The organism is Actinoplanes sp. CA-131856, from assembly GCF_050956135.1.
Lineage (GTDB): Bacteria > Actinomycetota > Actinomycetes > Mycobacteriales > Micromonosporaceae > Actinoplanes.
Genome location: NZ_CP191849.1, coordinates 4,838,575 through 4,861,451, shown reverse-complemented (window position 1 = coordinate 4,861,451; position 22,877 = coordinate 4,838,575). Strand labels below are relative to the sequence as shown.

The following is a 22,877-nucleotide window of genomic DNA, read 5'->3' as shown; positions in this document are numbered from 1 at the left end:
CGGTCTCCTCGATCGGGGCGGGAGGGCCGCGAAGGCCCTCCCGCCGTCGTGGCTACTTCGCCGGGGCGGTGAAGTGGTGCGTGCCGGCGGGCACCGTGAAGACGGCGTACGCGCCGTCCGCCCGCTGGAAGGTGGCGCGGCCGGAAGCCTTCGACCCGGCGGGCGCCCAGACCTCGGCCGTGGTGTTGGCCGGGACGGTGACCGTGAGGGCGAAGCGGCCGTCCTTCCTGGTCCAGCTGCTGCGGGCCGCTCCGTAGGTGGCGGCCGCCGAGGTCAGGTCGCCGACTGGCTTGGGCTTGAAGACGAGCCGGTCGCCGGAGACCTGAATGCCGGCGATGCCGGCGTGGAACCACTCCTCGATCTGGGCCAGGATCATGTGGTTCTTGGAGTCGCCGCGGTTCCAGCGCTCGCCCATGGTCGTCATGCCGCCCGGGTTGGCCGGGGTCGGCGCCATGAAGTAGCCGTAGCTGGGCTGGTCGTTCTGCTGCAAGGTCTCCCAGAGCACGTCGTCCCGGTCGCCGTTCATCAGGACCCGGACGATCGGGCCCATGCCGATGGTGCCGCCGCTGAGATGCGGGCCGGTGCCGTTCGGGTGGTACGCGTAGACGAGCTCGACGAGCGCGTTCAGCACCTTGCCCCGGTTGTCGTCGGGCACGAGCCCGGCGTCGAGGGCGAGCGCCTGCGCCGTCTGCGACGCGCCGTCGGGGCCGGCGTTGCCCGTGGCCGTGTAGCGGCCCAGCGCCTCGTTGTAGAACGCCGCGTTGAACGCCGTCCTGATGTTCGCGGCCAGCGCGGCATAGGTAGCAGCGTCCGCGGTGTGCCCGGTCAGCGTGGCGGCGCGGGCCATGGCCTGTGCGGTCAGGTAGTAGCCCCAGGTGCCGGTGATCCGCCCGGAGGTGGGCTCGTCACCGACCCAGTCGCCCAGCGCGGCGTCGACGATGAACCCCTGCGCCTTCTGCCGCTGGATGTAGTCGACGAAGCGCACCATCCGGTCGTAGTGGGCGCTCATCAATGCCGGATCGCCATGGAGCTGCTCCAGGATCGCCGGGACCAGGACGATCGCGTTGCCCCAGTTGATCTCGTCGCCGAAGCGGCCCGAGTAGCCCCAGTCGTAGACCGGTGTCTTCAGCGCGACGTTGCCGTACATCGGGGTGTCGGCCAGGGACTGGCCCTCGACGAGATGCCGCATGGTCGTACGCAGGAAGGCGTCGAGTTCGAAGTTCCGTTCGATCGCGCCCATCGGCATGGTGTAGTCGGCCGGGTACGACAACTTCTCCCGGCCCGGGCAGTCGGTGAAGACGCTCATGATGTTGCTCGCGAACGAGTACCGCGCCATCGTGTGGATCCGGTTGACGCGGGCGTTGGACGAGGTGAAGGTGCCGGCGATCGGCGTGTCCGCCTGGAGGCGTACGCCCGTGATGAGGTCGCGCGACGGCACGAAGCCGGCGGGCAGACCGGTGACCTGGACCCACTGCATGCCGAAGTAGTTGAAGTCCGGGTGCCAGGTCTCGTCCCGGCCGCCGAAGGCCGTGTAGGTGTTGAACAGGTCGGCACCGCGGGAGCCACCGCCGCCCATCAGCGACGCCTGGTTGACCGTGCCGTCCGGGTTGAGCGACTCGGCCGGCTCCATCTTGACGGTGGTGCCGGCCGGGAGCCTCGACGCGTCTAGCCGCGGCCAGCCGGTGATGTTCTGGCCGAGATCGAAGACCCAGGTTCCGGGTACGGGGTTGGTGACGCTGACCGGTTTGAAGGTCTCCTGCACGGTGACCGGCTCGGCCGTGCGCGCGACCAGCTTGGTGGCGAGGTTGGGCGGCGGGGCGATGCCGGCTTTGATCCAGCCGGTCGGCGTGCCGTCGCGGCGGAGGGCGGAGGCGCTCAGGTCGGCCCCTGGAACGTTCCAGCCCGGCTGCTCGCGGCGGGCGTCGTAGTCCGATCCGGAGTACCAGGCGTCGGTGACCAGCGGCCCGAGCGCGGTCCGCCAGGATCGGTCGGTGACGATGGTGTCCTTGCTGCCGTCGCGGTACGTGATCTCCAGGCGGCCGATGAACCGGGGTGTGACGGCCGCTCCGGCGCTGGCGTCGCTCGCGGCGATGTTGTTGCCGGAGCCGGTCACCTTCGCGCCGGCCTCGTGGCTTCTCTCCAGGGCGCCGGTGAAGGTGATGGTTCCGGTGCCGATCGCGGCGATGACCCGCGATTCGAGGCGGTCCCCTCCCCCGCCGGTGTCCACGTTGACGGTACCCCCGACGTGATATCCGGTGGTGTCACTAACGGAAATCGTGGTGGCCCCGACCGTTGCGGCCGCGGTCAGGGTGCCGGCGCCCTTGAGCTGGCTCTGCCACCACGAGTACGGCGCGGTACGCCCGACCGCCGCGTTGGTGACGCTGCGACGGACGTACGCGGGCCCGTTGCCCAGTTCCACGCCGAGGGTGTTGGCACCGCCGCGCAGCGCCGAGGTCAGGTCGTACGTGCGGTACTCGCTGGACAGCTGATAGTTGGAGTTGCCCGGGGCCAGGACCTCGCCGGTGATCTCGCGGCCGTTGAGGGTCGCGTGGTGCAGCCCGACCCCGGAGAGGTAGAGCCGCGCGTCGGCCACCTTCTTCCGCACCCCGAACGGCCGGGCGAAGATCGGCATCGGCTGGTTCTCGGCCCGGTCCGGATAGTCGATCCAGCGGGCCGCACCCCAGTCGCTCTGCTTGAGCAGCCCCATGGACCAGGTCGAGGGCGCGGACCAGGCCGACGGGTTGCGGCCGGCGTCCCATACCCGCACGCGCCAGGCCACGGTGTCCCGGCTCTTCAGGTCGCGGCCGAAGCGGGCCTGCTGCTCGCTGCCGCTGACGCGGCCGCTTCGCCAGATGAGGCGGCCCGCTTTCAGGTCGGCGGTGCTTGCGGCGGCTTGGATCTCGTACGCCGTCTGGCGGTCACCCGGGCACACGCGGGCACCGGGCCGGCAGCGGATCTCCTCCATCTGCCAGGCCAGTGTGGGCCGCTGGCTGTCGAGCCCGAGCGGCGAGTCGTAGCGGCCGTCCACGCTGAGCCGGACGGCCCGCACGTCCCCGGCCGATCCGGAGTGGGCCGAGGCCGGCACGACGGCGCCGAGAGTGAACAGTAATGCTGTCGTCATCAACGTCGCGGATCTTCTGATCGGTGACATCAGACTTCCTTCTCCAGGGAGTCGAGCCGCCCGGAGCGGGCGACGCGGGCAAGGGCGAACGCGCTGGGCTTGGGATGGCGGGTGAGGTCGTCGCCGACGGCCACGAGCCCGAACTTCGGGCGGTAGCCCTCGCTCCACTCGAAGTTGTCGAAGGCCGACCAGTGCAGATAGCCGCGCACGTCGACACCTTCGGCCCGGGCCCGGGCGAGGGCGGCCAGGTGCCCGGCGAGATAGGCGACGCGTTCGGTGTCGTCGGTGGTGGCGATGCCGTTCTCGGTGACGTAGAGCGGTAGCCCGGTGCGGGCGGCCCGGTGCAGCATCTCGCGCAGCCCGTCGGGGTGGACGGCCCAGCCCATCTGGGTGACGGGCACGCCGGGCGGCGGTGGGGCGAAGTAGGCCGGCGAGTCCGGGTCGACCCACTGCTTGCGGTAGTACTGCACGCCGACCCAGTCGCCGGCGTCCGGCCCGGTGAGGCCGTCCAGGTATCGGTCGACGATCTCGTGGCGCATCTCGTCGAAGAGCCGCCCCTCGCGCATCGGCACGAGCAGTGGCAGTTGCACGGCCAGGCCGGTCCGGCTGTCCGCCTCGGCGCGGACCGCCCGGACACACGCGAAGTGCGCACCCAGCAAGGCCTCGCCCGCCCGCTTCCACAGGACCGGGTTGGTGACACCGGGCGGGTGGTAGCCCTCCAGATATCCGTGCAGGGCGACCATCTGCGGCTCGTTGATCGTGCACACGAACGGCATCAGGTCACCCAGCTCGGCCGCGACCCGGGCGCTGTAGCGGGCGAACACGGCCGCCGCGTCCGGGGCCAGCCAGCCGCCGTGGGCGGCGAACCAGCGCGGCAAGGTGAAGTGGTGCAGCGTGACGAAGGCGGTCAGCCCCTCGTCGCGCAGCGCCGTCAGCACCCGCCGGTAGTGGGCCAGGGCGGCCCGGCTGAACTCGCCGGGCGCCGGTTCGACGCGCGACCACTCCACCGACAGGCGGTGCGCGTTGTGGCCGAGCGACGCCAGCAGCGCGAAGTCCGCGGCGTAGCGATGGTAGTGGTCGATGCCGTCCCCGGACGACTCCCGGGCCGCGCTGGCCGGGTCGTGCTCGAAGTCCCACCAGTCGTTGTTGGTGTTGCCGCCCTCGACCTGGTGGGCGGCGGTGGCGCTGCCCCACAGGAAGTCGTCCGGGAAGTCGGGCATCGCGGCTAGGCGCCCTTCTGGTATTCGGTGTCCATGTCCTTGAGCACCTGGTCGGCCGTGGCCTGCTTGCTGAAGACCTCCTGGAGGCCGCTGAGCATGGTCTGCTGCACCTTGGCGTTGGGCCACAGCTGGTCCATGAACGGGACGGTCCGGTTCTCCTGGACGAAGGTGGTCAGCTGCTTGAGGCCGGGATCGACGGTGGTGCCGGCGTCGGGCAGGGTGGGCAGGCTGCCCTGCTTCTCGTTGAACAGCTTCATGCCCTCGGGCGACATGATGAAGGTGATGAACTTGAGCGCCAGGTCCTTGTTCTTGGCCTTGGCGTTGACGCCGTAACCGGCGCCCGCGGCGGCCGGCATGAGGAACGAGGCCGGCTCGTCGGTGGCCGGCAGGGCCGTCATGGTGAACTTGCCGTTCGGGTTCTTCTGCTTGAGCAGGCCGATGATCCAGTTGCCCTGCACGATGCCGAGGGTCTTGCCGGTCGCGGCCAGGGCCTGGCTGGCCTCGTAGCTGGTTCCTAGGGGGTTCTTCTGGAAGCAGCCGGCCTTGTCCATCTCCTGGTATTTGGCCATGGCCGTGGTCCACTGCGAATTGGCGAAGGTGGCCTGGCCGCTCTGCAGCTTGGCGTCGAAGTCCTTGTCGGCGCCGAAGACCGTGGTGGCGGCCAGGGCGTACAGGACAAGCTGGGTCACCCAGTTGTCCTGGATCCCCAGGGCGAAGGCCGGCGTGCCCTTGCCCGCGGCGTCGCCGCAGAATTTCAGCAGCTGGGTCCAGGTGGTGGGCGCCTTCAGGCCCGACTTGGCCAGGGCCCCGTCGTTGTAGACGGCGCCGATGCCGTTGAGGCCGAAGACAGCGTTGTACGTCTTGCCCTCGTACTGGGCGACCTGTTTGAACGCGTCCGGCAGCTTGCCCGCCCACGGCTGGTCGGACAGGTCGAGCAGATAGCCGGGCTTGGCCAGCACATAGGTGGCGCCGGGGTTGCCGTTGCCGGGCCAGACCGTCATCACGTCGGGCGCGGTGCCCGACGACAGCTGGGTGCGGATCTGGGCCTGGTACTGGTCGGCGCCGCTGGTCGTGAAGTTGACCTTCACGCCGGGGTTGGCCGCCTCGAACGCCTTGATGACGTCCTCGATGGAGCCCTGGTCGACCGAGGCCAGGGTGAGGGTCTTGCTGCCGGAATCGTTCGGCGCGCTCGAACCCGTGCCGCTGCTGCACGCGGCGGTGAGCAGGACGGCGGTGAGGGCGACGCTGAGACTTCTCTTCATGAGCTCTCCCACGTTGGAGATCAATAAGTGGCGGTGACGGTGTAGCGGCCGGAGACCAGGCGGAGGGTGGCTCCGCCGGCCGACGACGCGACCGGGGCACAGCGCACGCTGTCCGGGTCGGAAGTGGGGATTTCGAGGATCGCGGTGCTGCCCGGCGGCACGGTGACGGTCACTGTTAGCCGGTCGCCGTCGAGCGACCAGCCGCACGCGACGAGCCCCCGTGCGGTCTCCTGCTCGGCGCGGGCCCAGGTGAGCGTGCCGCCCGGCTGTGGCCGCAGGAGCAGTTCCTTGTAGGCGATGGAGCCGGGCGCCTGCCCGATGCCGGCGACATGGCCGTAGAGCCAGTCGCCGACGCTGCCGAGGCTGTAGTGGTTGAAGGAGTTCATCGCGGCCGACTGGAAACCGCCGTGCTCGGTCCAGCCGTCCCAGCGCTCCCAGATCGTGGTGGCGCCGTGCCGGATCGAGTAGGCCCAGGACGGGAACTCCTCCTGGTGCAGCAGGGCGTAGGCCAGGTCGGCGCGTCCGTGCTCGGTCAGCACCGGGCACAGCAGCGAGACACCGACGAAGCCGGTGGTGAGCCGGTGGCCGCGCTTCTCGATGTCGGCCGCCAGATGCTCGACGGCCGCCCCGATCAGCGGCGAAGGCAGCAGATCAAAGGCCAGGGCCAGCAGGTACGAGGTCTGGGTGCCACCCTCGACCGTGCCGTTCTCACCCACGTACGTCGCGATGAATTTCGCCTTGATGGCGGCGTGCAGTTTCCGGTACGGCTGTGGGTCACGGCCCAGGACGAGCGCGGCGTCGGCGACGATCCGGGTGCTGTGCGCGAAGTACGCGGTGGCCAGGACGTCGCGCGGGGTCTCGGCGTCGACCTGGAGCCAGTCACCGTACGAGTTCCCGGTTCGCGTGCGCCACAACAGATCCGGGTTGTGGCGGTGGATGTGCTCGACCCACGCGGCCATGGCGTCGAAGCTGCGTTCGAGGGTGCGCCGGTCCCCGTACGTCCGCCACAGCAGCCACGGGATGATGACGCCGGCGTCGCCCCAGGCCGGAGCGCCCTCACGGTCGAGCACCAGGATCGGGGCCACGTCGCGGAAAGCGCCGTCGGCGTCCTGCCCGCCGACCACGTCCTTCATCCAGCGGGCGAAGAACGCCGACACGTCGGCGTTGCGGGTGGCGGTCGGCGCGAACACCTGGGCGTCGGCCAGCCAGCCCAGCCGCTCGTCGCGCTGCGGGCAGTCGGTCGGCACGGCCAGGAAGTTGCCGCGCTGCCCCCACACGATGTTGGCCTGCAATTGGTCGACCATCGGGTCGGAACATTCGAAGCGGCCCGTGTACGGCAGGTCGTTGTGCACGACACGGGCCACGAGGTCGTCCTCGGTCAGCTCGCCGGGATAGCCGGTCACCTCGGCGTAGCGGAAGCCGTGGAAGGTGAACCGCGGCTCGAACACCTCGGCCGGGCCGCCCGCGCTGACGAACGTGTCGGTGGCTTGGGCCCGGCGCAGGTTGGCCAGGTAGAGGCCGCCGTCGCCGTCGAGGACTTCGGCGTGCCGCAGCACGATCCGGTCGCCGGCCGCGGCGCCCCGCACGGTCAGCGCCACGCGCCCGACGAGGTTCTGGCCGAAGTCGGCCAGCCAGCGGTCGCCGTGCCGCCACACCCGGGTGGCGAGAATGTCGTCGACGACCCGGATCGGCGGGTCGGGTTCGGCGACCAGCGGCCCGGGCTCCTCATCGAGCACGGCGGCCGGCCGGTGGGACGGTGCGCGGCGGGCGTCGACGAACTCCCCCATGAGCAGGTCGGCGGCGCGGATCGGGCCGTCGCCCTCCTCCCAGCCGTCGCCGGTGGCGACCACCCGGCGGGAACCGTCGGCGAAGTCGAGCACCAGCTGGGCCAGGAAGGCCGGCGCGAGGCCGTAGTGCCGGGCCGGCCGGCTCGGGTCGAAGCCGGCGTGACCCGCCCACCAGCCGTCGGCGACGATCGCCTCGACCGTGTTGGCGCCGGCCCGGACCTGCTCGGTGACGTCGTAGGTCTGGTACTGCAGCCGCTGGTGATATTCGGTCCAGCCGGGGGCGAGCTCGAGATCCCCGACCCGCTCACCGTTGAGGCTCGGTTCGTAGACCCCGCGGGCGGTGGCGTACAGCCGGGCCCGTACCGGCCGTTCGGCTGTGTCGAAGGCGCGGCGCAGACAGAGCGGCGCGGTGGCCGGGTCGGGGAAGGACCGCTCCTCGTCGGTGGGCGGGTCGACCATCGGCAGGCTGACCGGGTCACGGCCGATCCACACCGCGCTCCACTCGTCGCGGTGCAGCAGCCCGGTCTCGAACCAGGTGCTCGCGCTGCCGGCCGGGTCGCCGTGCTCGTCCCAGGTCTCGACGCGCCAGTGATAGCGGGTGGCCGATTGGAGGGCCGGGCCGTCCCACTCGATCAGCAGCGTCTCGTCGCTCTCGCGGCGGCCGCTGTCCCACACCGGCCGGGCCGGGTCGGCGGCGAAGGCGGTGATCCGGTACGCGCTCTGCGCCGCGCCCGGCCGGTCGCTCGCCAGTTTCCAGGACAGTCGCGGCCGGGGCTCGCCGAGGCCGAGCGGCTCGGTGAGTTGTTCGGTCGTGAGGCCGTACGGTGTCATCCTTTGAGCCCTCCGGCGAAGCCGTTGATGATGGAGCGCTGGAGCGCCAGGTAGACCGCCAGGACCGGGACGATGCTGATCAGCAGGGCGGCGAAGATGAGGTTCCAGTCGGAGACGAACTGGCCGACGAAGCCGGCCACGGCCACCGGGACGGTCTGCTGGTCGCTGCCGCTGAGGTAGAGCAGCGGGGTGAAGAAGTCGTTCCAGACGGCGACCGCGTTGAGGACCAGGGCCGTCACGGTGACCGGCTTGAGCATGGGCAGCACGATGAAGCGGAACGTGGTGAACGGGGTGGCGCCGTCGATCGAGGCCGCCTCCTCGAAGTCACGTGGAAGGGCGCGCAGGAAACCGGCGTACAAGAAGGTCGTGAACGGAACTTGAAGGCCCGAGTAGAAGAGGACGAGGGACCAGACGGATCCGAGCAGCCCCAGATCGCGCACGGTCTGATAGAGCGGCAGGGACGCCAGCTGGAACGGCAGGACCAGGCCGAGCATGATGAGCAGGAAGGTGCCGCGCGACCAGCGCGCCGTGGAGCGGGCCAGCGGATAGGCGGCCAGCGCCGAGACGGCCAGCACGACGGCGACGCTGGCCACGGTGACCAGCACGCTGTTGATCAGGGCGCCGCCCAGGCCGGCCTCGCGCCAGGCGCCGGTGAAGTTGGCGAAGGTCGGCGAGGTGGTCGGGCTGATCGGTGACGAGGTGTCCGAGGGTTGCCGGATGGCCAGGTTGACCAGGACGTAGACGGGGAAGGCGAAGACGATCCCGACGGCGATCATGACCATTTCGAGCGCGAACGTGCGCTTGGTGTAGCGGTTCACGACGCCGCCTTCTCGTTGCGGTTCAGGAACGTGTATTGGCCGGCGGAGAAGATCGCCACGATGATCGTGAGGACGACGGCCAGGGCGATGCTGTAGCCGAACTCGCCGAGCGTGAAGGCGTCCTTGTAGATCAGCGTCGAGATGGTGTCGGTCGCGTGGCCCGGGCCGCCACCCGTCAGGGCGTACACCTGGTCGAAGAGTTTGATCCCGCCGATGATCGACAGCATCAGGTTGATCGTGATGGCCGGCGCCAGCAGCGGCCGGACGATGGACCAGAAGCGGCGGACCGGACCGGTGCCGTCGATGGCGGCGGCCTCGTAGATCTCGCGCGGGATCGACTGGAGGCCGGCCAGGAAGATGACCATGGAGTATCCGGCGAACTGCCAGACCACGACCACCACGATCATCCACAGGGCCAGATCGGGGTCGCCGAGCCAGTCACGGCCCCACGGCCCGAGCACCGCGTTGACCGCGCCGTCGGGGCCGAGCAGGTTGCGCCACAGATAGGCGGTGACGATCGGGGTGACGACGGCCGGGGCGAACAGCAGCACCCGCAGGACGTTCCGGGTCTTGATCATGCTGTTGACGCCGAGGGCGAGCAGCAGCCCGATCCCGTTCTGGATGACCGTGATGGCCACCGCGATCAGCACCGTGTGCCAGATGGCCTGGAGCGCGTCCTCGTCGCCGAGCATGTCGGTGAAGTTGCGCAGGCCCACGAAGGCGAAGTCGGGGTCGAGGCCGTCCCAGTCGGTGAAGGCGTAGTAGACGCCGCGGGCGCTGGGGACGAGCACGACGAAGGCGAACAGCAGCAGCGCCGGGAGGGTGAACCACCAGGGCGGGGTGACCCGCGGCCGCCGCGACCGGGGCGGGCGGACCGCCCCCTCGGACGGACGGGTTCGGAGATCGAGAGACACGGCCATCCTCTTGAATCGTTTCAGCAGGATCTACACGCGTCGCCCACCGTGGCGTGGGTAACGTTTTCTCAATGTTTCGCCGACCTTACGAGCGGATGGCGAAACAAGTCAAGGTCTATGCTGGGCAACGTTTTCCATTAGTTGTCAGGAGCGGTCATGGTGAGTCGGCGGGTCACGATCGTCGACGTGGCACGGCACGCGGGCGTCTCGACCACCGCGGTGTCCAAAGTGCTGCGGAACGCCTACGGCGCCAGCCCGGAGATGCGGGTCAGGGTCCGCGCGGCCATCGAGGAGCTGGGTTACCGGCCGTCGGCGGCGGCCCGCGGCCTGCGCGGCCGGACGTACACGATCGGCGTGCTGCTGCCCGACCTGCGCAACCCGTTCTTCGCCGACATCCTCGACGGCGTCGCCGAGCGCCTGGCCGACACCGACTATCAGGTCCTGCTGGCCTCGTCCGGCAACGACGAAGCGGCCGAGGCCCGGCTGACCGACGCCATGATCGACCGCAGCATGGACGGCGTCATCCTCGTGGCGCCCGTCTCGTCCCGCCCGCACCTGCGGAGCGTGGCCCGGACCGTCCCGACGGTCGTGGTGGGCCGCCACGGCCACTCCCCCGACCACGACACCGTGACCGACGACGACTTCGCCGGGGCCGCCCTGGTCGTCGGCCACCTGGCCGGGCTCGGCCACCGCCGCATCGCCCACATCGAACACCACGAGACGGACGCCGTACGCCTGCTCGAGATGCCCAACGCCCGCCGCGCCGACGGATATCGGCACGCGATGCGCGCGCACGGCCTGGCCGGCCACATCGACGTCGCGGCCACGTCGTACACCCGGGAGGGCGGTCGCCTCGGCGCCCGCGAGCTGCTGTCGCGCGAGCACCGCCCCACGGCCATCTTCGCCGGGGCCGACATCGTCGCCATGGGTGTCTTCGACGCCCTGAGCGAGGCCGGCCTGTCGGCCCCCGCCGACGTGTCCCTGGCCGGATACGACGACACCGCGTTCGCCTCGTTCGGCCCGATCGCGCTGACCACGGTCGACCAGGCCGGGCAGCAGATGGGCGCCGAGGCGGCACGCCTGCTGCTCGACCGCGTCGCCGACCGGGACCGGCCCACGTCGCAGGTGCGGCTCTCCCCCACCCTGGTGCCGCGGGCCACCACCGCGGCGCCGGCCGAAACCGCTGATCAGTAGGCTCTCGTCATGGACAAGCGGGTCACCATCGTCGACGTCGCGCGGCACGCCCAGGTGTCCACCACGGCGGTGTCGAAGGTGCTGCGCAACGCGTACGGGGCCAGTCCCGCCATGCGGGCCAAGGTGCAGCAGGCCATCGCCGAGCTCGGCTACCGCCCGAACGCCGCCGCCCGCGGGTTGCGCGGGCAGACGTACACCATCGGTGTCATGGTCCCCGAACTGCGGAACCTGTTCTTCGCCGACATCCTCGACGGCGTGGACGCCCAGCTCGGCGACACCGACTACCAGGTGCTGATGGCGACCGGCTGCAACGGCGAGAAGGCCGAGGCCCGGGTCATCGACGCGATGATCGACCGCAGCATGGACGGCCTGATCCTGATCGCCCCGGTCTCGTCCCGCAAACGCCTGACCGAGGTCGCCGGCCGGGTGCCGACGGTGGTGGTGGGCCGGCACGGCGCGTCCACGGCCTACGACACGGTCACCGACGACGACGTGGCCGGGGCCGCGCTGGTCGTCGACCACCTGGCCGACCTGGGCCACCGCCGCATCGCGCACATCGAACACCACGAGACCGACGCGGTACGCCTGCGCGAGATGCCCAACGCGCAGCGGGCCGAGGGCTACCGCGAGGCGATGCGCCGCCGGGGCCTGGCGGCCGAGATCGACATAGCCTCGACGAGCTACACCCACGAGGGCGGCTACCAGGGCGCGAAACAGCTGCTGGCCCGGCCGAACCGCCCCACGGCCATCTTCGCCGGCGCCGACGTGGTGGCGCTGGGCGCGCTGGAGGCGGTGGCCGAGGCGGGCTTGACCGTACCCGGCGACATCTCAGTGGCCGGCTACGACAACAGCGCCCTGGCCGCCTTCGGCCCCATCTCCTTGACAAGCGTCGACCAGGACGGCCGCCGCATGGGCGACGACGCGGCCCGACTGCTGGTGGACCGCATCACCGACCGCACCCGCCGAACGGTGCAGGTGAAGCTCTCCCCCACCCTCGCCATCCGCCGCACCACCGGCCCCGTCACGGCCTGACGCCGGCATTGAGGCTCCGGTGTGTCGTCCAGCCCGCCGGGTCCGAGCGCGGCGGCCGTCCACGCGGCGTTCGCGAGGTTCGGCCTGGGCAGTCAGGCGTTCAGCGCCGAGCCGCCGTTCGCGGCGTTCGACGTGCCCGCCGACGCCGACTTCGCTGGAATCAAGCAAGCGCTGGTGGAATTCCGAAATGCTCTAGGCGCTAAGCAACGAGTCTCTTGACTAGTAGTCACGCAGTGCGGGACGCTGTCCTCCGCGTCGCTGACCGGCGCGGAATGGGGGAAGCAATGACCGAGACCGTGTCCTCCGGCGTCGCGGCGCCGCGGGCGGCGCCGGTCGACATTCCCGGCGACCTGGACCCGGAGACGCTGTTGGCCACAGGGTTGGCGCCGTTGGCGTTGTGGTCGCCGAACGCGCCGGACAACGTGGTGGACCAGGTGGCCGATCGGATCGCCGCCACCGACGCGCTCGAGGAGAAGTTGGTCCTGGTCGAGCTGGGAATGCTCGTGGGAGGTTCCCTGGCGGCCCAGGTTCTGGATGCATTGCGGAGGAGAGGCATGAACGACGTTCTGGAGCAGACGGAGTCGGGCCGCGAGATCGCTCGCCGAAATCGGGAGCAGGGCCTGGAACAAGGCCTGGAACAAGGCCGGGAGCAGGGCCTGGAGCGGGGCCACGTTGACGGGATGCGGGCGCTTCTGCGCGCGAAGTATGGCGACTTCGCCGACCTGGACGACCTCGCCCAGCGCTTGGCCAACCGCAACCATGACGGGAACATCGCCCGCATCGTCGCCGGTGCGACGTTGACGGAGCTGCGTTCCTGAGCTTCGGTACGAACTGACTGATCCCCGGCCGCGAACCGCGACCGGGGATCTCTTACCAGTGGGTCAGTGGGCCATCGCCGGAGGGGCGTCCGGGTCGACGTCGAGCGGGCCCGTCCGGAACAGGACCGCGGCGACGACGCCGGCCAGGACGAAGAAGCCGGCCGACCACCAGAAGACCGTCGTGTAGCTCTGGATGGCGGCCTCGGCGGCCAGCGTCGGTGACGGCGCGTGCGACGACGCGTAGTTCGTGGCGGCCGTGGCGGCGAAGGAGCTCAGCAGGGCCGTGCCGATCGAGCCGCCGATCTGCTGGACGGTGTTGATCATTGCTGAGGCGACGCCGGCGTCCCGGTGCTCGACGCCGCTGGTGGCGGCGTTCTGGGTCGGGGCGAAGACCAGGCCGAGGCCCAGGCCGATGATGATGAGGCCGGGGAGCACACCCGAGGCGTACGTCGAATCGAGGTCGAGCCTGGTCAGCAGGACCATGCCGGCCGCGGCGACGAAGGCGCCGAGCGGGACCAGCGGGCGCGGGCCGATCTTCGGGGTGAGGATCGAGCCGGCCGTGGTCGCGGTCAGCATGATCGCGCCGAGCATCGGCAGGAAGGCCAGGCCCGTCCTGACCGGCGTGAAGCCCAGCACCGCGGTCAGGTAGTAGGTCAGGAACAGGAAGATGCCGAACATGCCGGCGCCCGCGATGGCGATCGAGGCGTACGAGCCGCCGCGGTTGCGGTCGAGGACGACGCGCAGGGGCAGCAGCGGGTTGGCCACGCGGCGCTCGACGAACACGAAGGCGACCAGCACGATCGCGCCCACGATGATCGGGCCGAGGGTCTTGGCTGCGGTCCAGCCGTCGGTCTCCGCGTTGGCCAGGCCGAAGACCAGGGCCACGAGGCCGACCACGGCGGTGACGGTGCCGATCAGGTCGAGCTTGCCGTGGCGGGCCACCGGCTCGTCCTTGAGCTTGAGCGAGGCGCCCAGCACGGCGAGCGCGGCGATCACCAGGTTGACGTAGAGGCACCAGCGCCACGAGGCGTACTCGGTCAGGACGCCGCCCAGCAGCAGGCCGATGCCGCCGCCGGCGCCGGAGATGGCGCCGAAGATGCCGAACGCCTTGCCGCGCTCGGTGGGCTCGGTGAACGTGGTCGACAGCAGCGACAGGGCGGCCGGCGCGAGGGCCGCGCCGAAGGCGCCCTGCAGCGCGCGGGCGACGATCAGCACCTCGAGGTTCTGTGCGATGCCGCCGAGGGCCGAGGCCAGCGCGAAGCCGATCAGGCCGATGAGGAACATGCGCTTGCGGCCGATGAAGTCGGCCAGCCGGCCGCCGAGCAGGAGCAGACTGCCGAAGGCGAGGGCGTACGCCGTGACGACCCACTGCCGGTCGGCGTCGCTGAAGCCCAGGTCGGCCTGCGCGGTCGGCAGCGCGATGTTCACGATCGTGGCGTCGAGCACCACCATGAGCTGTGCGAGGGCGAGGACCACGAGCGCCCACCAGCGCCCCGTGGTCCCCTGCTCGCGTGTTTCGAGTTGATCAACAGCGGTGGTCATCGAGTGCCTTCCGGAAACGTAAGTTGAGGTTGCCCCTCCACATAACGCAGCGTAGCAACGGAAGTTGAGAAGTCTCCTCCGTTTAGATGTACGCTTGGCCACATGCCAGCCACCGCCTCCCGTCCGCTGCGGCGGGACGCCCAGCGCAACCGGGAGCGCGTCATCGAGGCCGCCCGCGAGGTCTTCGCGACCCGCGGCTTCGCCGCCACGCTCGACGACGTGGCCCACCACGCCGGCGTCGGCGTGGGCACCGTCTACCGCCGCTTCCCCACCAAGGAGGCGCTGGTCGAGGCCCTGTTCACCGAGCGCATCGCGGCCATGGTCGCCCTCGCCGAGGAGTGCCTGGCCGAGCCGAGCGCGTGGGACGGCCTGACCCGTTTCATGACGGTCGCCTGCCGCACCCACGCCGAGGACCGGGGCCTGCGCGACGTGATGCTCAGCCTGGGCATGAAGAAGCGGTTCCCCGAGGCCGGCGACCGCATGGAGACGGTGATCACCGAACTGGTGGAGCGGGCCAAGGCCGAGGGCACGCTGCGGGCCGACTTCGACGCCACCGACGTGCCCATCATCTTCACGATGGTCAGCGACATCGGCGGGGCGGGCCCACGGGCGTACGAACGCTATCTGCGCCTGGTCATCGACGGCCTGCGCGTCTGCTCACGCAACGCCCCGCTCGGCGATCCCCTCACCCGCGACGAGGTGATCGCGATGCTCAGCGACTGCGTGCCGCCGGTCAGGCCCCGATCCGCAACCGCACCGTGACGGTCTCCCCCACGTCGAGCCCCTCCTTGCGCCGCACGTCGGTCTTGATCGGCACGATGTAGCGCCCGTCCTTGGGCCACAGCGAGGTCGTCCATCCGGTGGTCCCGATCTCGGCCGTCACCGGGATCATCCCCCACCCGTAGCTCACCAGCGACGAGGCGGCCTCGATCTCCCGGCACTCGTCCTCGGGCACGGTGACGAAGTGCCACGGCGCCGGACCGCGCCAGAACCAGATCTCCCCCGCGAACTCCATGTCCATGCCCGCCACCCTATTGAAGCCGCGCCAGGCATGATCCAGGCATGAGTGTGAATGCGGGCGTGCGATGGGCGGAATCGGTCTGGGGGCGCCGGGTGACGGCGGTGCACCCTCTCCGCGGCGGTTGGACGTCGACCGTGGTGCGCCTCGACGGGGACGACGGCGAGCGCGCGGTGCTGCGCCTGCTGACCAAGGACCCGTGGCGCCGGCACGCGGACGGGCTCCTGGGCCGGGAGGCGTCGATCCTCACCAGCCTCGCCGCGTCGTCGATCCCGGTCGCGCGCAGCCTCGCGCTCGACGTGACCGGCGCCGGCGCGGGCTCGCCGGCCCACCTGATGTCATGGCTCCCCGGACGGCTCCGCCTCGACACCACCGAGGTGCTGGAACCCCTCGCCCGGCTGCTGACCGCCATCCATCGCGTGACCGAACGGCCCCGCGACTACCAATCATGGGCGCCGCCGAACAAGCGCGTCGTTCCCCAGTGGACGCGGCGGCCCGCGCTGTGGGAGCAGGCGTTCCGCGTTCTCGAGCAGCCGCCGCCGAAGTTCCGCGGCACCTTCCTGCACCGCGATTTCCATCTGGGGAACGTGTTGTGGTCGGAGGGCGGGGTCACCGGGGTCGTCGACTGGGTGGAGGCGTCCTGGGGCCCGGCCGATCTGGACGTCGCGCACGCCGCCACCTATCTGGCGATGCTGCACGGCATGGCGGCCGCCACGGCCTTCACCGATGCTTGTGCACCGCGCGCCGAGACCTCGTACTGGACCGTCATGGACATCGTCGGCTATCTCCCCGACCCGGCCAAGGTCGCCCAGCCCTGGCGCGACTGCGGCCTCACCGTCACCGACGATCGAGCCCGGCACCGTCTCGAGGAGTGGCTCGCGGCGGCACTGTGACACCGGTCAGGCTCTCGGCCGCGGTCCACAGGCGCGCGGCGACGTCGCGGTCGAGACCCTTGGCGGTGGGCCTGGCCGGAGCGGCCGGCCCGATGAGGCCCCAGCGCGGTCCGTAGTAGCCCCCTTGGACGGCGTCGGGGCTGGTCGCGGCGTACAGCAGGGGTTGCGCTCCGGCGGCCGCGCTGTGCTGCGGGGTGACCTTCCAGGCGACGCGGAACAACAGACTCGGCTTGCCGCCGAGAGTCGGCCCGGAGGCGGCGATGTTGGTGGCGGCGTTGCCGGGATGAGCCCCGATCGACAGCAACGGCCAGCCGCGCTCACGTGCGAGGCGGGCCAGATGCTGGCTCATCAGAAGATCGGCGAGCTTGGACCGGGCGTACGCCCTGGTCGGGTCATAGCTCTTCCGCCAGTTCAGGTCGTCGAAGTCGATGCTGCCGCGGGCGGCCATGCCGCTCGTCATCGTCACCACCCGGGCGGCGGGGGCGGCCAGCAGCAACGGAAGCAGGCGCACGGTGAGCGCGAACGGGCCGAGGAAGTTGCTGCCCATCTGCAGTTCGAAGCCGTCGACGGTCTCGTGGCGCACCGGCGGGAACATCACCCCGGCGTTGTTGAGCAGTAGGTCGAGCGGCCGGCCGTCGGCGAGCAGGCCGTCGGCGAACGCGCGGACCGACGACTGGTCGGCCAGATCGATGCGGCGCACCTCGACGCTCGCCCCCCGATGGGCGGCGAGGATGTCCACGCGGGCCTGATCGCCCTTGGCCGGGGTGCGCACTGCGAGAACCACGTCGGCGCCGGCCGCCGCGAGCGCCTTGGCCGCCTCCTGGCCGGTGCCGCTGTTGGCGCCGGTGACGACCGCGAGTTTGCCGTGGAGCACTGGATTCTCCTTAAAGACCGATGGTCTGTTCTGCTTTCGACGTTAACAGACCGCCAGTCTCTTAGACAAGAGACCTGGGGTCTGTAAGATCCCGGCATGGAGTTCAAGCGGGCCCGCACCGACGAGCAGCGCACCGAGCGGCGCCGCCAGATCCTCGAGACCGCCGCCGCGATGCTGACCGAGATGCCGGTCGCCAAGCTCACCCTGAACGAGCTGAGCCGCCGGGTCGGTCTGGCCAAGTCGAACGTGCTGCGCTATTTCGAGTCCCGCGAGGCCGTTCTGCTGGAGCTGCTCGACGCCGAGGTCCAGGAGTGGATCGGCCACCTGGACGGCGAGCTGGAGCGGGGCGACGGCGACACCCGCGAGCGCGGCGACCGGCTGGCCGCCGTGCTGGCCGGTTCCCTGGCCGAGAGGCCGGCGCTGTGCGACCTGACCAGCGCGCACGCGGCGGTGCTGGAGCACAACGTGTCGGCCGAAGTCGCGATCGAGCACAAGCTCGCCACCCGGCGCGGGTACGAGCGGCAGGCGCGTTTGATCCGGCGGTGCCTGCCCGAGCTCGGCGAGCAGGACGCGGTCCGGCTGGCCGCCACCGCCACGCTGCTCACCGCGGCCGCCTGGCCCTACAGCCAGCCGCCGGAGGCCCTGCTGGCCGCCTACGCCGCCGACCCGCGAGTGGCGGCGATGCGCACCGACTTCACCGCCGTCCTGCGCGACAGCCTGGCCGTCACGATCTCCGGCCTGCTGGCCCGCGACGAGAACCAGCCGATGGGCGCGGCCGCCCTGACCCCGGGCCGGTGATTCAGCGCCCGCCGGTGAGCGCGTCGCCCAGGGCCGTCCGGCTGTAGAGCACCGAGCGCCCGTCCCGGGCCCGCTCGACCAGACCCGCCTGGTGCAGCACCTTCAAGTGGTCGCCCACCGCGCCCACCGTCATGCCGTACGCCCGGGCCAATTGGCTTGTGCTCGCCGGCTCGGCCAGCGTGGCCAGCAGCAGCGCGCGCGACCGCCCGATCAGCGCCGGCAGGTGGTCCGGGGCCTGTGGCGGCCCCTGTTCGAGCAGCGTCGCCACGCCGCGCGCCGGATAGACGATCGCTTGGGGCCACGGTGCGTCGGCGTACACCGCGATCTCCGGCCAGATGAACACCGACGGCACGAGCAGCAACCCTTGGCCGTGCAGCGGCGTGTCCCCTCCCGGCCGGCCGATCAGGTCGATGCCGCCGTCCCGCCACCGGACCTTCGGGTGCAACCCGGTCAGCGCCGCCTCCCATCCCGACCGGCTCAGTTCGCCGCCGCGGTGCACGATGTCGCGTTCACAGAGCGGCCGCAGCCGGGGCCAGTCGTCGGCCAGCAGCGCCGTCCAGGCCTCCGCGAGCTGATCGGCCAGCCGGTCCAGCACGTCCCCGGCCGCCAGCACCTTTCGCGCGGCCGCCGCCGTGTCCGGCCGCCGCCGCAGATAAAAGGCGATTTCCTCCTGTACGGCGTCACGGGGCCCACCGCGGAGCTCCCGCAGGTCGTCCTCGATCGTCTGCCCGTGTCTCTGCGGCGGCGGGGTCAGGAACGTCGCCCCCGACCGGGGCAGCCGCAACGCCAGGATCGCCTGCATGGCCGGCCGGGCGCGCATCGGCTCGAACCGGGGCCGCAACCGCCGCAGCCACGCCTCGGGCACCCCTTGGCGCTGCGTACCCGCCACCGCGTGGATCAGGTGGTGCAGCTCGAAGATCGGCGACAGCGCGAACCTCGTCCGCAACAGGTCTTCCGCATCCACCAGGAACCGCCGCACCCGCCTGACCTTACGCCCACCGGCGAAACATTCGCTCGTCCCGGCCGTTCGCCGCAGGCTCGGCCCATGACTGTCGCCGACCGACCGGCCACCTATCGCGAGGTGTTCGCCGAGCCGTCCTTCCGCGTCCTGTTCGTCGCGCGGACGCTCGCCATCGGCGCCACCTCGCTCCAGATCTTCGCCCTGTCCGTCCTGGTCTACGCGGGCACCGGATCGCCGCTGCTGAGCGCGCTGGCCTTCGCGGCCGGTTTCCTGCCCCAGTTCGCCGGCGGCCTGCTGCTCGGCTCGCTCACCGACCGGCTGCCGGCCCGTCGCCTGATCACGATCGGCTACGCGGTCGAGGCCGCGCTGGCCGCCCTGCTGGGCCTGGCCCACCTGCCGGTGGCCGCGAGCCTGCTGCTGGTGGCGCTGGTGGCCACCGGCACCCCGGTCTTCGCCGGCGCCGCCGCCCGCGTCATCGCCGAGCGCCTCACCGGCGACGCCTACGTGCTGGGCCGCTCCGTGTCGAACATGTCCTCCTCGGCCGCCCAGCTCCTCGGCCTGGCCGCCGGGGGCGTCGCGGTCGCCGCCCTGGGCCCGCGCCCGGCCCTGCTGGTCGCCGCCGGCTGCTTCGCCGTCGCGGCCGCGGCCGCCCGCCTGGGCCTTCCACCCGACACCGCCCCCTCGCCGGCGAACCAGGGCGGCGCGGTCCGCGACAGCTGGGTGGGTGCGAGGTCGATGCTCTCCGACCGTACGATCCGCCGGTTGCTCCTGGTCCAGTGGCTGCCCTCGGCGCTGATCGCCGGGGCCGAGGCCCTGCTGGTGTCCTACGGGGGCCGGCGCGGCTTCCCGCCCGGGGCCGGGGCGATCCTGATGGCCGCACCGGCCGTCGGCATGCTGCTCGGCAATTTTGTGGTCGGCCGTTTCCTGCGCCCGAGCCTGCGCGAACGTCTGGCCGGGGCGTTCGTGGTCGTCCTGGGCGCCCCGCTGATCGTCCTGCTGATCGCCCCGCCGCTCCCGGTCGTCGTCGCCCTGCTGGTGCTGGCCGGCACCGGGTACGCCTACGGGCTGGGGGTGCAGCGGGCGTTCCTGGAGGCCGCCCCGGCCGACCGCCGGGGCCAGCTCTTCGCCTTGTTCTCCACCGGCCTGATGGCCCTCCAGGGCGTGGGCCCCCTCGTGCTGGGCGTCGTAGCCGAGGCGACCACGCCGACCCTGGCCATCGCCGTGGCCGGCGCGGCCACCGTGCTGATCGCCCCGGCGTTGCGCTCCCGCCCTTGATCGGCGTTCGTATCGTTCCCCCGTGCGAACAAGAGTGACCGCGGCCGCCGCCGTAGCCGGTTTCCTGGCCGTGGCCCTCGGAATCCGGTTGCTGGCGGCGGGCGGCGGCGTGCTGGACAGCTCCGGCGCCCTCGCGCAGTACTCGGGGACCGCCCTCTACGCGTCCATGGTCTATGCCGGAGTCTTCGTGCTGTTCCCGGCGGCGAGACCGACCGGCGCCGGTCTGGCGGCGATCGGTTTCTGCTGGGCGGTCGAGCTCTTCCAGCTCACCGGCGTCCCGGCCGGCCTGTCCGCGCGCAGCACCCTGGCCCGCCTGGCCCTGGGCGTCTCGTTCGATCCGCAGGACCTGATCTGGTACGTCATCGGCGTCGTTCCGCTGGTGGTCATCCACCGTCCACCGACCCGCGCCGCCCGGCCAGCGCCACCATCGCCAGCCCCGCCTGCACGACCGGCACGAGCAGCGCGGCCGGAGTGAGCCCACCGGCCGCCGCGTGCATCGCGGTCATCACCACGGCGAGCACGATCAGATCACGCCAGGCGCCCCGATCACCCGGGCTCCGCCACAAGTGGACACCGCACCGCACGCAGACCAGCGACAGCACCAGCATCCCCACGGTGATGACCGGCGCGTGACGCGCGTGCTCCCCCGCCAGAGCCAGATGCCACAGAACGCCCAGCATCCCGGCCACAGCCGCAACACGCCCAGCAGCCCGCACGACACCACCGGGACCGAGACCACCGCCCGCCGCGCTCATCTGGCCGCACCCCTCGCCCGTGACGGCCAACGTCCGCCCCACACCACCCGTCGCGTCGCGGCCAACGCCCACCGCGGCCGCGTTTCGCGCCGCGCCCGACCGGGCGTGAGCATCGTCCGGGGCGGCCGGCCAGCCGGGCTCACCGCCCGTGGCGGCTTCGGCCGGAGCCGAGCACTGCCCGCCGGGATCGTCGCGCGCGCCGGGAGCTCGGCCCGGCGAAGCGGCGCCACTCCTCACGGGCTCTCCTCCAGGCGGAAGGGGGTCGAGCGGAAAGTGTGCCACACCACGCCACCGAGACGTGAACGCGATTTTGAGCGCTTGCTCGAAGACGAGGACGTCTGTGTAACCTGGCCCGATTCGGGAATGCGGGCCCGATCGGCAACCGTGCCGCTACGCGAGGAGAGAAGTTCGTTGCCCAAGATCGTCGACCACGACCAGCGCCGCAGTGAGATCGTCGAGGCGTTCCTGTCGGTGGTCGCCCGCAAGGGCCTGCCCGCCGCGACCAGCCGGGCCATCGCGGCCGAGCTCGGCGTGGGCACCGGCGCCCTCTGGCACTACTTCGACGGCTTCGACGCCGTCACCGCCGCCGCCTACAAGCGGGTCTCCGAGCGCACCGACGAGCGGATAGCCGCCGCCTCCACCGGCCTGCGCGGCCTGGCCGCCGTCGACGCGATGATGCGCGAAATACTGCCTCTGGAGAAGGAGACGCTGGACGAGGCCCAGGTCGTCGTCGGTTTCTGGGGCCGGCTCGCCGCCAACGAGACGCTGTCGGCGGCCGAGGGCGACGTGAGCGAGCTCTGGGGCGGCCGGCTCGGCGACCACCTGCGCGAGGCCGTCGACGACGGCGATCTGACCGCCGCCACCCCGGTCGACGGCATCGTCGACCTGCTGCTGTCCATCTCGGTCGGTCAGCAGGTGCACGCCGTCATGGCCACGCCGCTGGTCGACCCGGCCCGCCAGCTGGCCCTGGTCGAGCGCTGCCTGTCACCCTGGCGCCGCACCCCCGATCAGGACGCCGTCACCAGGTAGGCCGCCGCCTCCACCCACACACCGCCGGGGCGTTCCCACGGCCGGAACGCCTCGGCGATCGCGTCCTCCGCCCCGGGACGGCCGGCGGCCAGCTCGCTGATCTGGGTGCTGTCCATGAAGTACGCCGCCACGTCGCGCGCGTCGTCACCCAGCCGCGCCGGTTCGCGCAGCTCCGCCACGCGCACCTCGCGATAGCCGGCCGACGTCAGGAGCCGCTCGATCCACGCCGGGTCGGCGAACGGGTCACCGCCCGGCGCCGCGCCCAGCAGGCGCAACGGGATCGCGAAGACCTCGTTGTCCAGCGCCTCCTGCCAGCACAGGAACGCGAGCCGCCCGCCCGTCGACCGCAGGTTGCGGAACGCCGCCGCCGGATCGTCGAAGAACATCACCCCGAAGCTGCTGACGACCACGTCGAACGGGCCGAGCGGCTCGACCTGCGCGTCACCGCGGACGAACCGCACGTTCGGCCGGCCGGCGCGGCGCGCCTCGGCCAGAAGCGGCCCGGAGACGTCGATGCCCACGACGGAGCCCGCCGTCTCCGCCAGCACCGCCGTCGTCTCCCCGCATCCGCAGCCGACGTCCAGCACCCGTTCGCCCGGCCGCACCGCCGCCGCGCGATGAAGATGAGGCAACAGCCGCTTGCGTACGGCCGCGTGCCGCACCCGCGAGTCCAGCCATCGCCGGGCGGACTCGCCGTTCCACCGCTCGATCTGCCGTTCGTTGGGAGGAGCCATC

22 protein-coding genes are annotated in these 22,877 nt (G+C 71.4%); 10 read left to right on the top strand and 12 right to left on the bottom strand.

Annotation, left to right across the window (positions count from 1 at the left end):
* Positions 1-52: 52 nt before the first annotated feature.
* Genes ACQP2X_RS22450 through ACQP2X_RS22425 form a run of 6 tightly spaced genes read right to left on the bottom strand, consistent with a single transcriptional unit; the run spans position 53 to position 9,959 of the window.
* Positions 53-3,121, bottom strand: coding sequence for a family 78 glycoside hydrolase catalytic domain (locus ACQP2X_RS22450; RefSeq protein ID WP_498699948.1), 3,069 nt, complete (start codon positions 3,119-3,121; stop codon positions 53-55).
* 29 nt (positions 3,122-3,150) lie between these two features.
* Positions 3,151-4,341 carry a glycoside hydrolase family 1 protein gene (locus ACQP2X_RS22445; RefSeq protein WP_498699947.1) on the bottom strand — a complete coding sequence of 397 codons (1,191 nt, stop codon included), beginning with the start codon at positions 4,339-4,341 and terminating at the stop codon, positions 3,151-3,153.
* A gap of 5 nt (positions 4,342-4,346) precedes the next feature.
* Positions 4,347-5,603, bottom strand: a complete 1,257-nt coding sequence (locus tag ACQP2X_RS22440) for an ABC transporter substrate-binding protein (RefSeq protein WP_498699946.1) — start codon at positions 5,601-5,603, stop codon at positions 4,347-4,349.
* A gap of 20 nt (positions 5,604-5,623) precedes the next feature.
* Complete coding sequence (locus ACQP2X_RS22435) at positions 5,624-8,221, bottom strand: alpha-L-rhamnosidase (protein ID WP_498699944.1); 2,598 nt, start codon at positions 8,219-8,221, stop codon at positions 5,624-5,626.
* Positions 8,218-9,039, bottom strand: coding sequence for a carbohydrate ABC transporter permease (locus ACQP2X_RS22430; RefSeq protein WP_498699943.1), 822 nt, complete (start codon positions 9,037-9,039; stop codon positions 8,218-8,220). Before ACQP2X_RS22430 ends, ACQP2X_RS22435 begins: the two co-directional genes overlap by 4 nt.
* Positions 9,036-9,959, bottom strand: coding sequence for a carbohydrate ABC transporter permease (locus ACQP2X_RS22425; RefSeq protein ID WP_498699940.1), 924 nt, complete (start codon positions 9,957-9,959; stop codon positions 9,036-9,038). Before ACQP2X_RS22425 ends, ACQP2X_RS22430 begins: the two co-directional genes overlap by 4 nt.
* Before the next feature lie 150 nt (positions 9,960-10,109).
* On the opposite strand from ACQP2X_RS22425, the gene ACQP2X_RS22420 reads away from it, so the two are divergent.
* The 4 genes from ACQP2X_RS22420 to ACQP2X_RS22405 all read left to right on the top strand — a co-directional run bounded on the left by ACQP2X_RS22420 (position 10,110) and on the right by ACQP2X_RS22405 (position 12,997).
* A complete protein-coding gene (locus ACQP2X_RS22420; RefSeq protein ID WP_498699938.1) occupies positions 10,110-11,147 on the top strand; it encodes a LacI family DNA-binding transcriptional regulator in 1,038 nt (345 codons plus the stop codon).
* A 9-nt stretch (positions 11,148-11,156) separates the two neighbouring features.
* The gene (locus ACQP2X_RS22415; RefSeq protein WP_498699936.1) at positions 11,157-12,179 is read left to right on the top strand and encodes a LacI family DNA-binding transcriptional regulator; all 1,023 of its coding nucleotides are present in this window, start codon (positions 11,157-11,159) and stop codon (positions 12,177-12,179) included.
* Positions 12,180-12,200: 21 nt separating this feature from the next.
* A complete protein-coding gene (locus ACQP2X_RS22410) occupies positions 12,201-12,398 on the top strand; it encodes a DUF4265 domain-containing protein (RefSeq protein WP_498699935.1) in 198 nt (65 codons plus the stop codon).
* Between the two features lie 65 nt (positions 12,399-12,463).
* The gene (locus tag ACQP2X_RS22405) at positions 12,464-12,997 is read left to right on the top strand and encodes a hypothetical protein (protein WP_498699933.1); all 534 of its coding nucleotides are present in this window, start codon (positions 12,464-12,466) and stop codon (positions 12,995-12,997) included.
* A 63-nt stretch (positions 12,998-13,060) separates the two neighbouring features.
* On the opposite strand, the gene ACQP2X_RS22400 is transcribed toward ACQP2X_RS22405, so the two are convergent.
* A complete protein-coding gene (locus tag ACQP2X_RS22400; RefSeq protein ID WP_498699930.1) occupies positions 13,061-14,539 on the bottom strand; it encodes a DHA2 family efflux MFS transporter permease subunit in 1,479 nt (492 codons plus the stop codon).
* Between the two features lie 102 nt (positions 14,540-14,641).
* Between ACQP2X_RS22400 and ACQP2X_RS22395 the strand changes: the two genes are divergently transcribed.
* Positions 14,642-15,301 carry a TetR/AcrR family transcriptional regulator gene (locus ACQP2X_RS22395; protein ID WP_498699929.1) on the top strand — a complete coding sequence of 220 codons (660 nt, stop codon included), beginning with the start codon at positions 14,642-14,644 and terminating at the stop codon, positions 15,299-15,301.
* Here the strand turns inward: ACQP2X_RS22395 and ACQP2X_RS22390 are convergent.
* On the bottom strand, positions 15,273-15,560 hold the full coding sequence (locus ACQP2X_RS22390) for a DUF1905 domain-containing protein (RefSeq protein WP_498699927.1): 288 nt from the start codon (positions 15,558-15,560) through the stop codon (positions 15,273-15,275). The genes ACQP2X_RS22395 and ACQP2X_RS22390 overlap by 29 nt on opposite strands.
* A 41-nt stretch (positions 15,561-15,601) precedes the next feature.
* On the opposite strand from ACQP2X_RS22390, the gene ACQP2X_RS22385 reads away from it, so the two are divergent.
* Positions 15,602-16,450, top strand: a complete 849-nt coding sequence (locus ACQP2X_RS22385; RefSeq protein ID WP_498699924.1) for a phosphotransferase family protein — start codon at positions 15,602-15,604, stop codon at positions 16,448-16,450.
* Here the strand turns inward: ACQP2X_RS22385 and ACQP2X_RS22380 are convergent.
* The gene (locus ACQP2X_RS22380) at positions 16,395-17,324 is read right to left on the bottom strand and encodes an SDR family oxidoreductase (protein ID WP_498699922.1); all 930 of its coding nucleotides are present in this window, start codon (positions 17,322-17,324) and stop codon (positions 16,395-16,397) included. The genes ACQP2X_RS22385 and ACQP2X_RS22380 overlap by 56 nt on opposite strands.
* Positions 17,325-17,420: 96 nt before the next feature.
* On the opposite strand from ACQP2X_RS22380, the gene ACQP2X_RS22375 reads away from it, so the two are divergent.
* On the top strand, positions 17,421-18,122 hold the full coding sequence (locus tag ACQP2X_RS22375) for a TetR/AcrR family transcriptional regulator (RefSeq protein ID WP_498699919.1): 702 nt from the start codon (positions 17,421-17,423) through the stop codon (positions 18,120-18,122).
* A gap of 1 nt (position 18,123) precedes the next feature.
* Here the strand turns inward: ACQP2X_RS22375 and ACQP2X_RS22370 are convergent, their stop codons facing one another.
* On the bottom strand, positions 18,124-19,101 hold the full coding sequence (locus ACQP2X_RS22370) for an ArsR/SmtB family transcription factor (RefSeq protein WP_498699917.1): 978 nt from the start codon (positions 19,099-19,101) through the stop codon (positions 18,124-18,126).
* 66 nt (positions 19,102-19,167) lie between these two features.
* Between ACQP2X_RS22370 and ACQP2X_RS22365 the strand changes: the two genes are divergently transcribed.
* Complete coding sequence (locus tag ACQP2X_RS22365) at positions 19,168-20,358, top strand: MFS transporter (RefSeq protein ID WP_498699916.1); 1,191 nt, start codon at positions 19,168-19,170, stop codon at positions 20,356-20,358.
* A 22-nt stretch (positions 20,359-20,380) separates the two neighbouring features.
* Positions 20,381-20,833: a ribosomal maturation YjgA family protein gene (locus ACQP2X_RS22360; protein WP_498699913.1), complete on the top strand. Its 453-nt coding sequence runs from the start codon at positions 20,381-20,383 to the stop codon at positions 20,831-20,833.
* On the opposite strand, the gene ACQP2X_RS22355 is transcribed toward ACQP2X_RS22360, so the two are convergent.
* Positions 20,742-21,350: a hypothetical protein gene (locus ACQP2X_RS22355; RefSeq protein WP_498699912.1), complete on the bottom strand. Its 609-nt coding sequence runs from the start codon at positions 21,348-21,350 to the stop codon at positions 20,742-20,744. The genes ACQP2X_RS22360 and ACQP2X_RS22355 overlap by 92 nt on opposite strands.
* 174 nt (positions 21,351-21,524) lie before the next feature.
* On the opposite strand from ACQP2X_RS22355, the gene ACQP2X_RS22350 reads away from it, so the two are divergent.
* Entirely contained in the window at positions 21,525-22,142 is a 618-nt protein-coding gene (locus ACQP2X_RS22350; RefSeq protein WP_498699911.1) for a TetR/AcrR family transcriptional regulator, read from the top strand.
* Here ACQP2X_RS22350 and ACQP2X_RS22345 read toward each other — a convergent pair.
* Positions 22,121-22,876 carry a class I SAM-dependent methyltransferase gene (locus tag ACQP2X_RS22345; RefSeq protein WP_498699910.1) on the bottom strand — a complete coding sequence of 252 codons (756 nt, stop codon included), beginning with the start codon at positions 22,874-22,876 and terminating at the stop codon, positions 22,121-22,123. The two genes, ACQP2X_RS22350 and ACQP2X_RS22345, sit on opposite strands and share 22 nt — an antisense overlap.
* Position 22,877 lies beyond the last annotated feature (1 nt).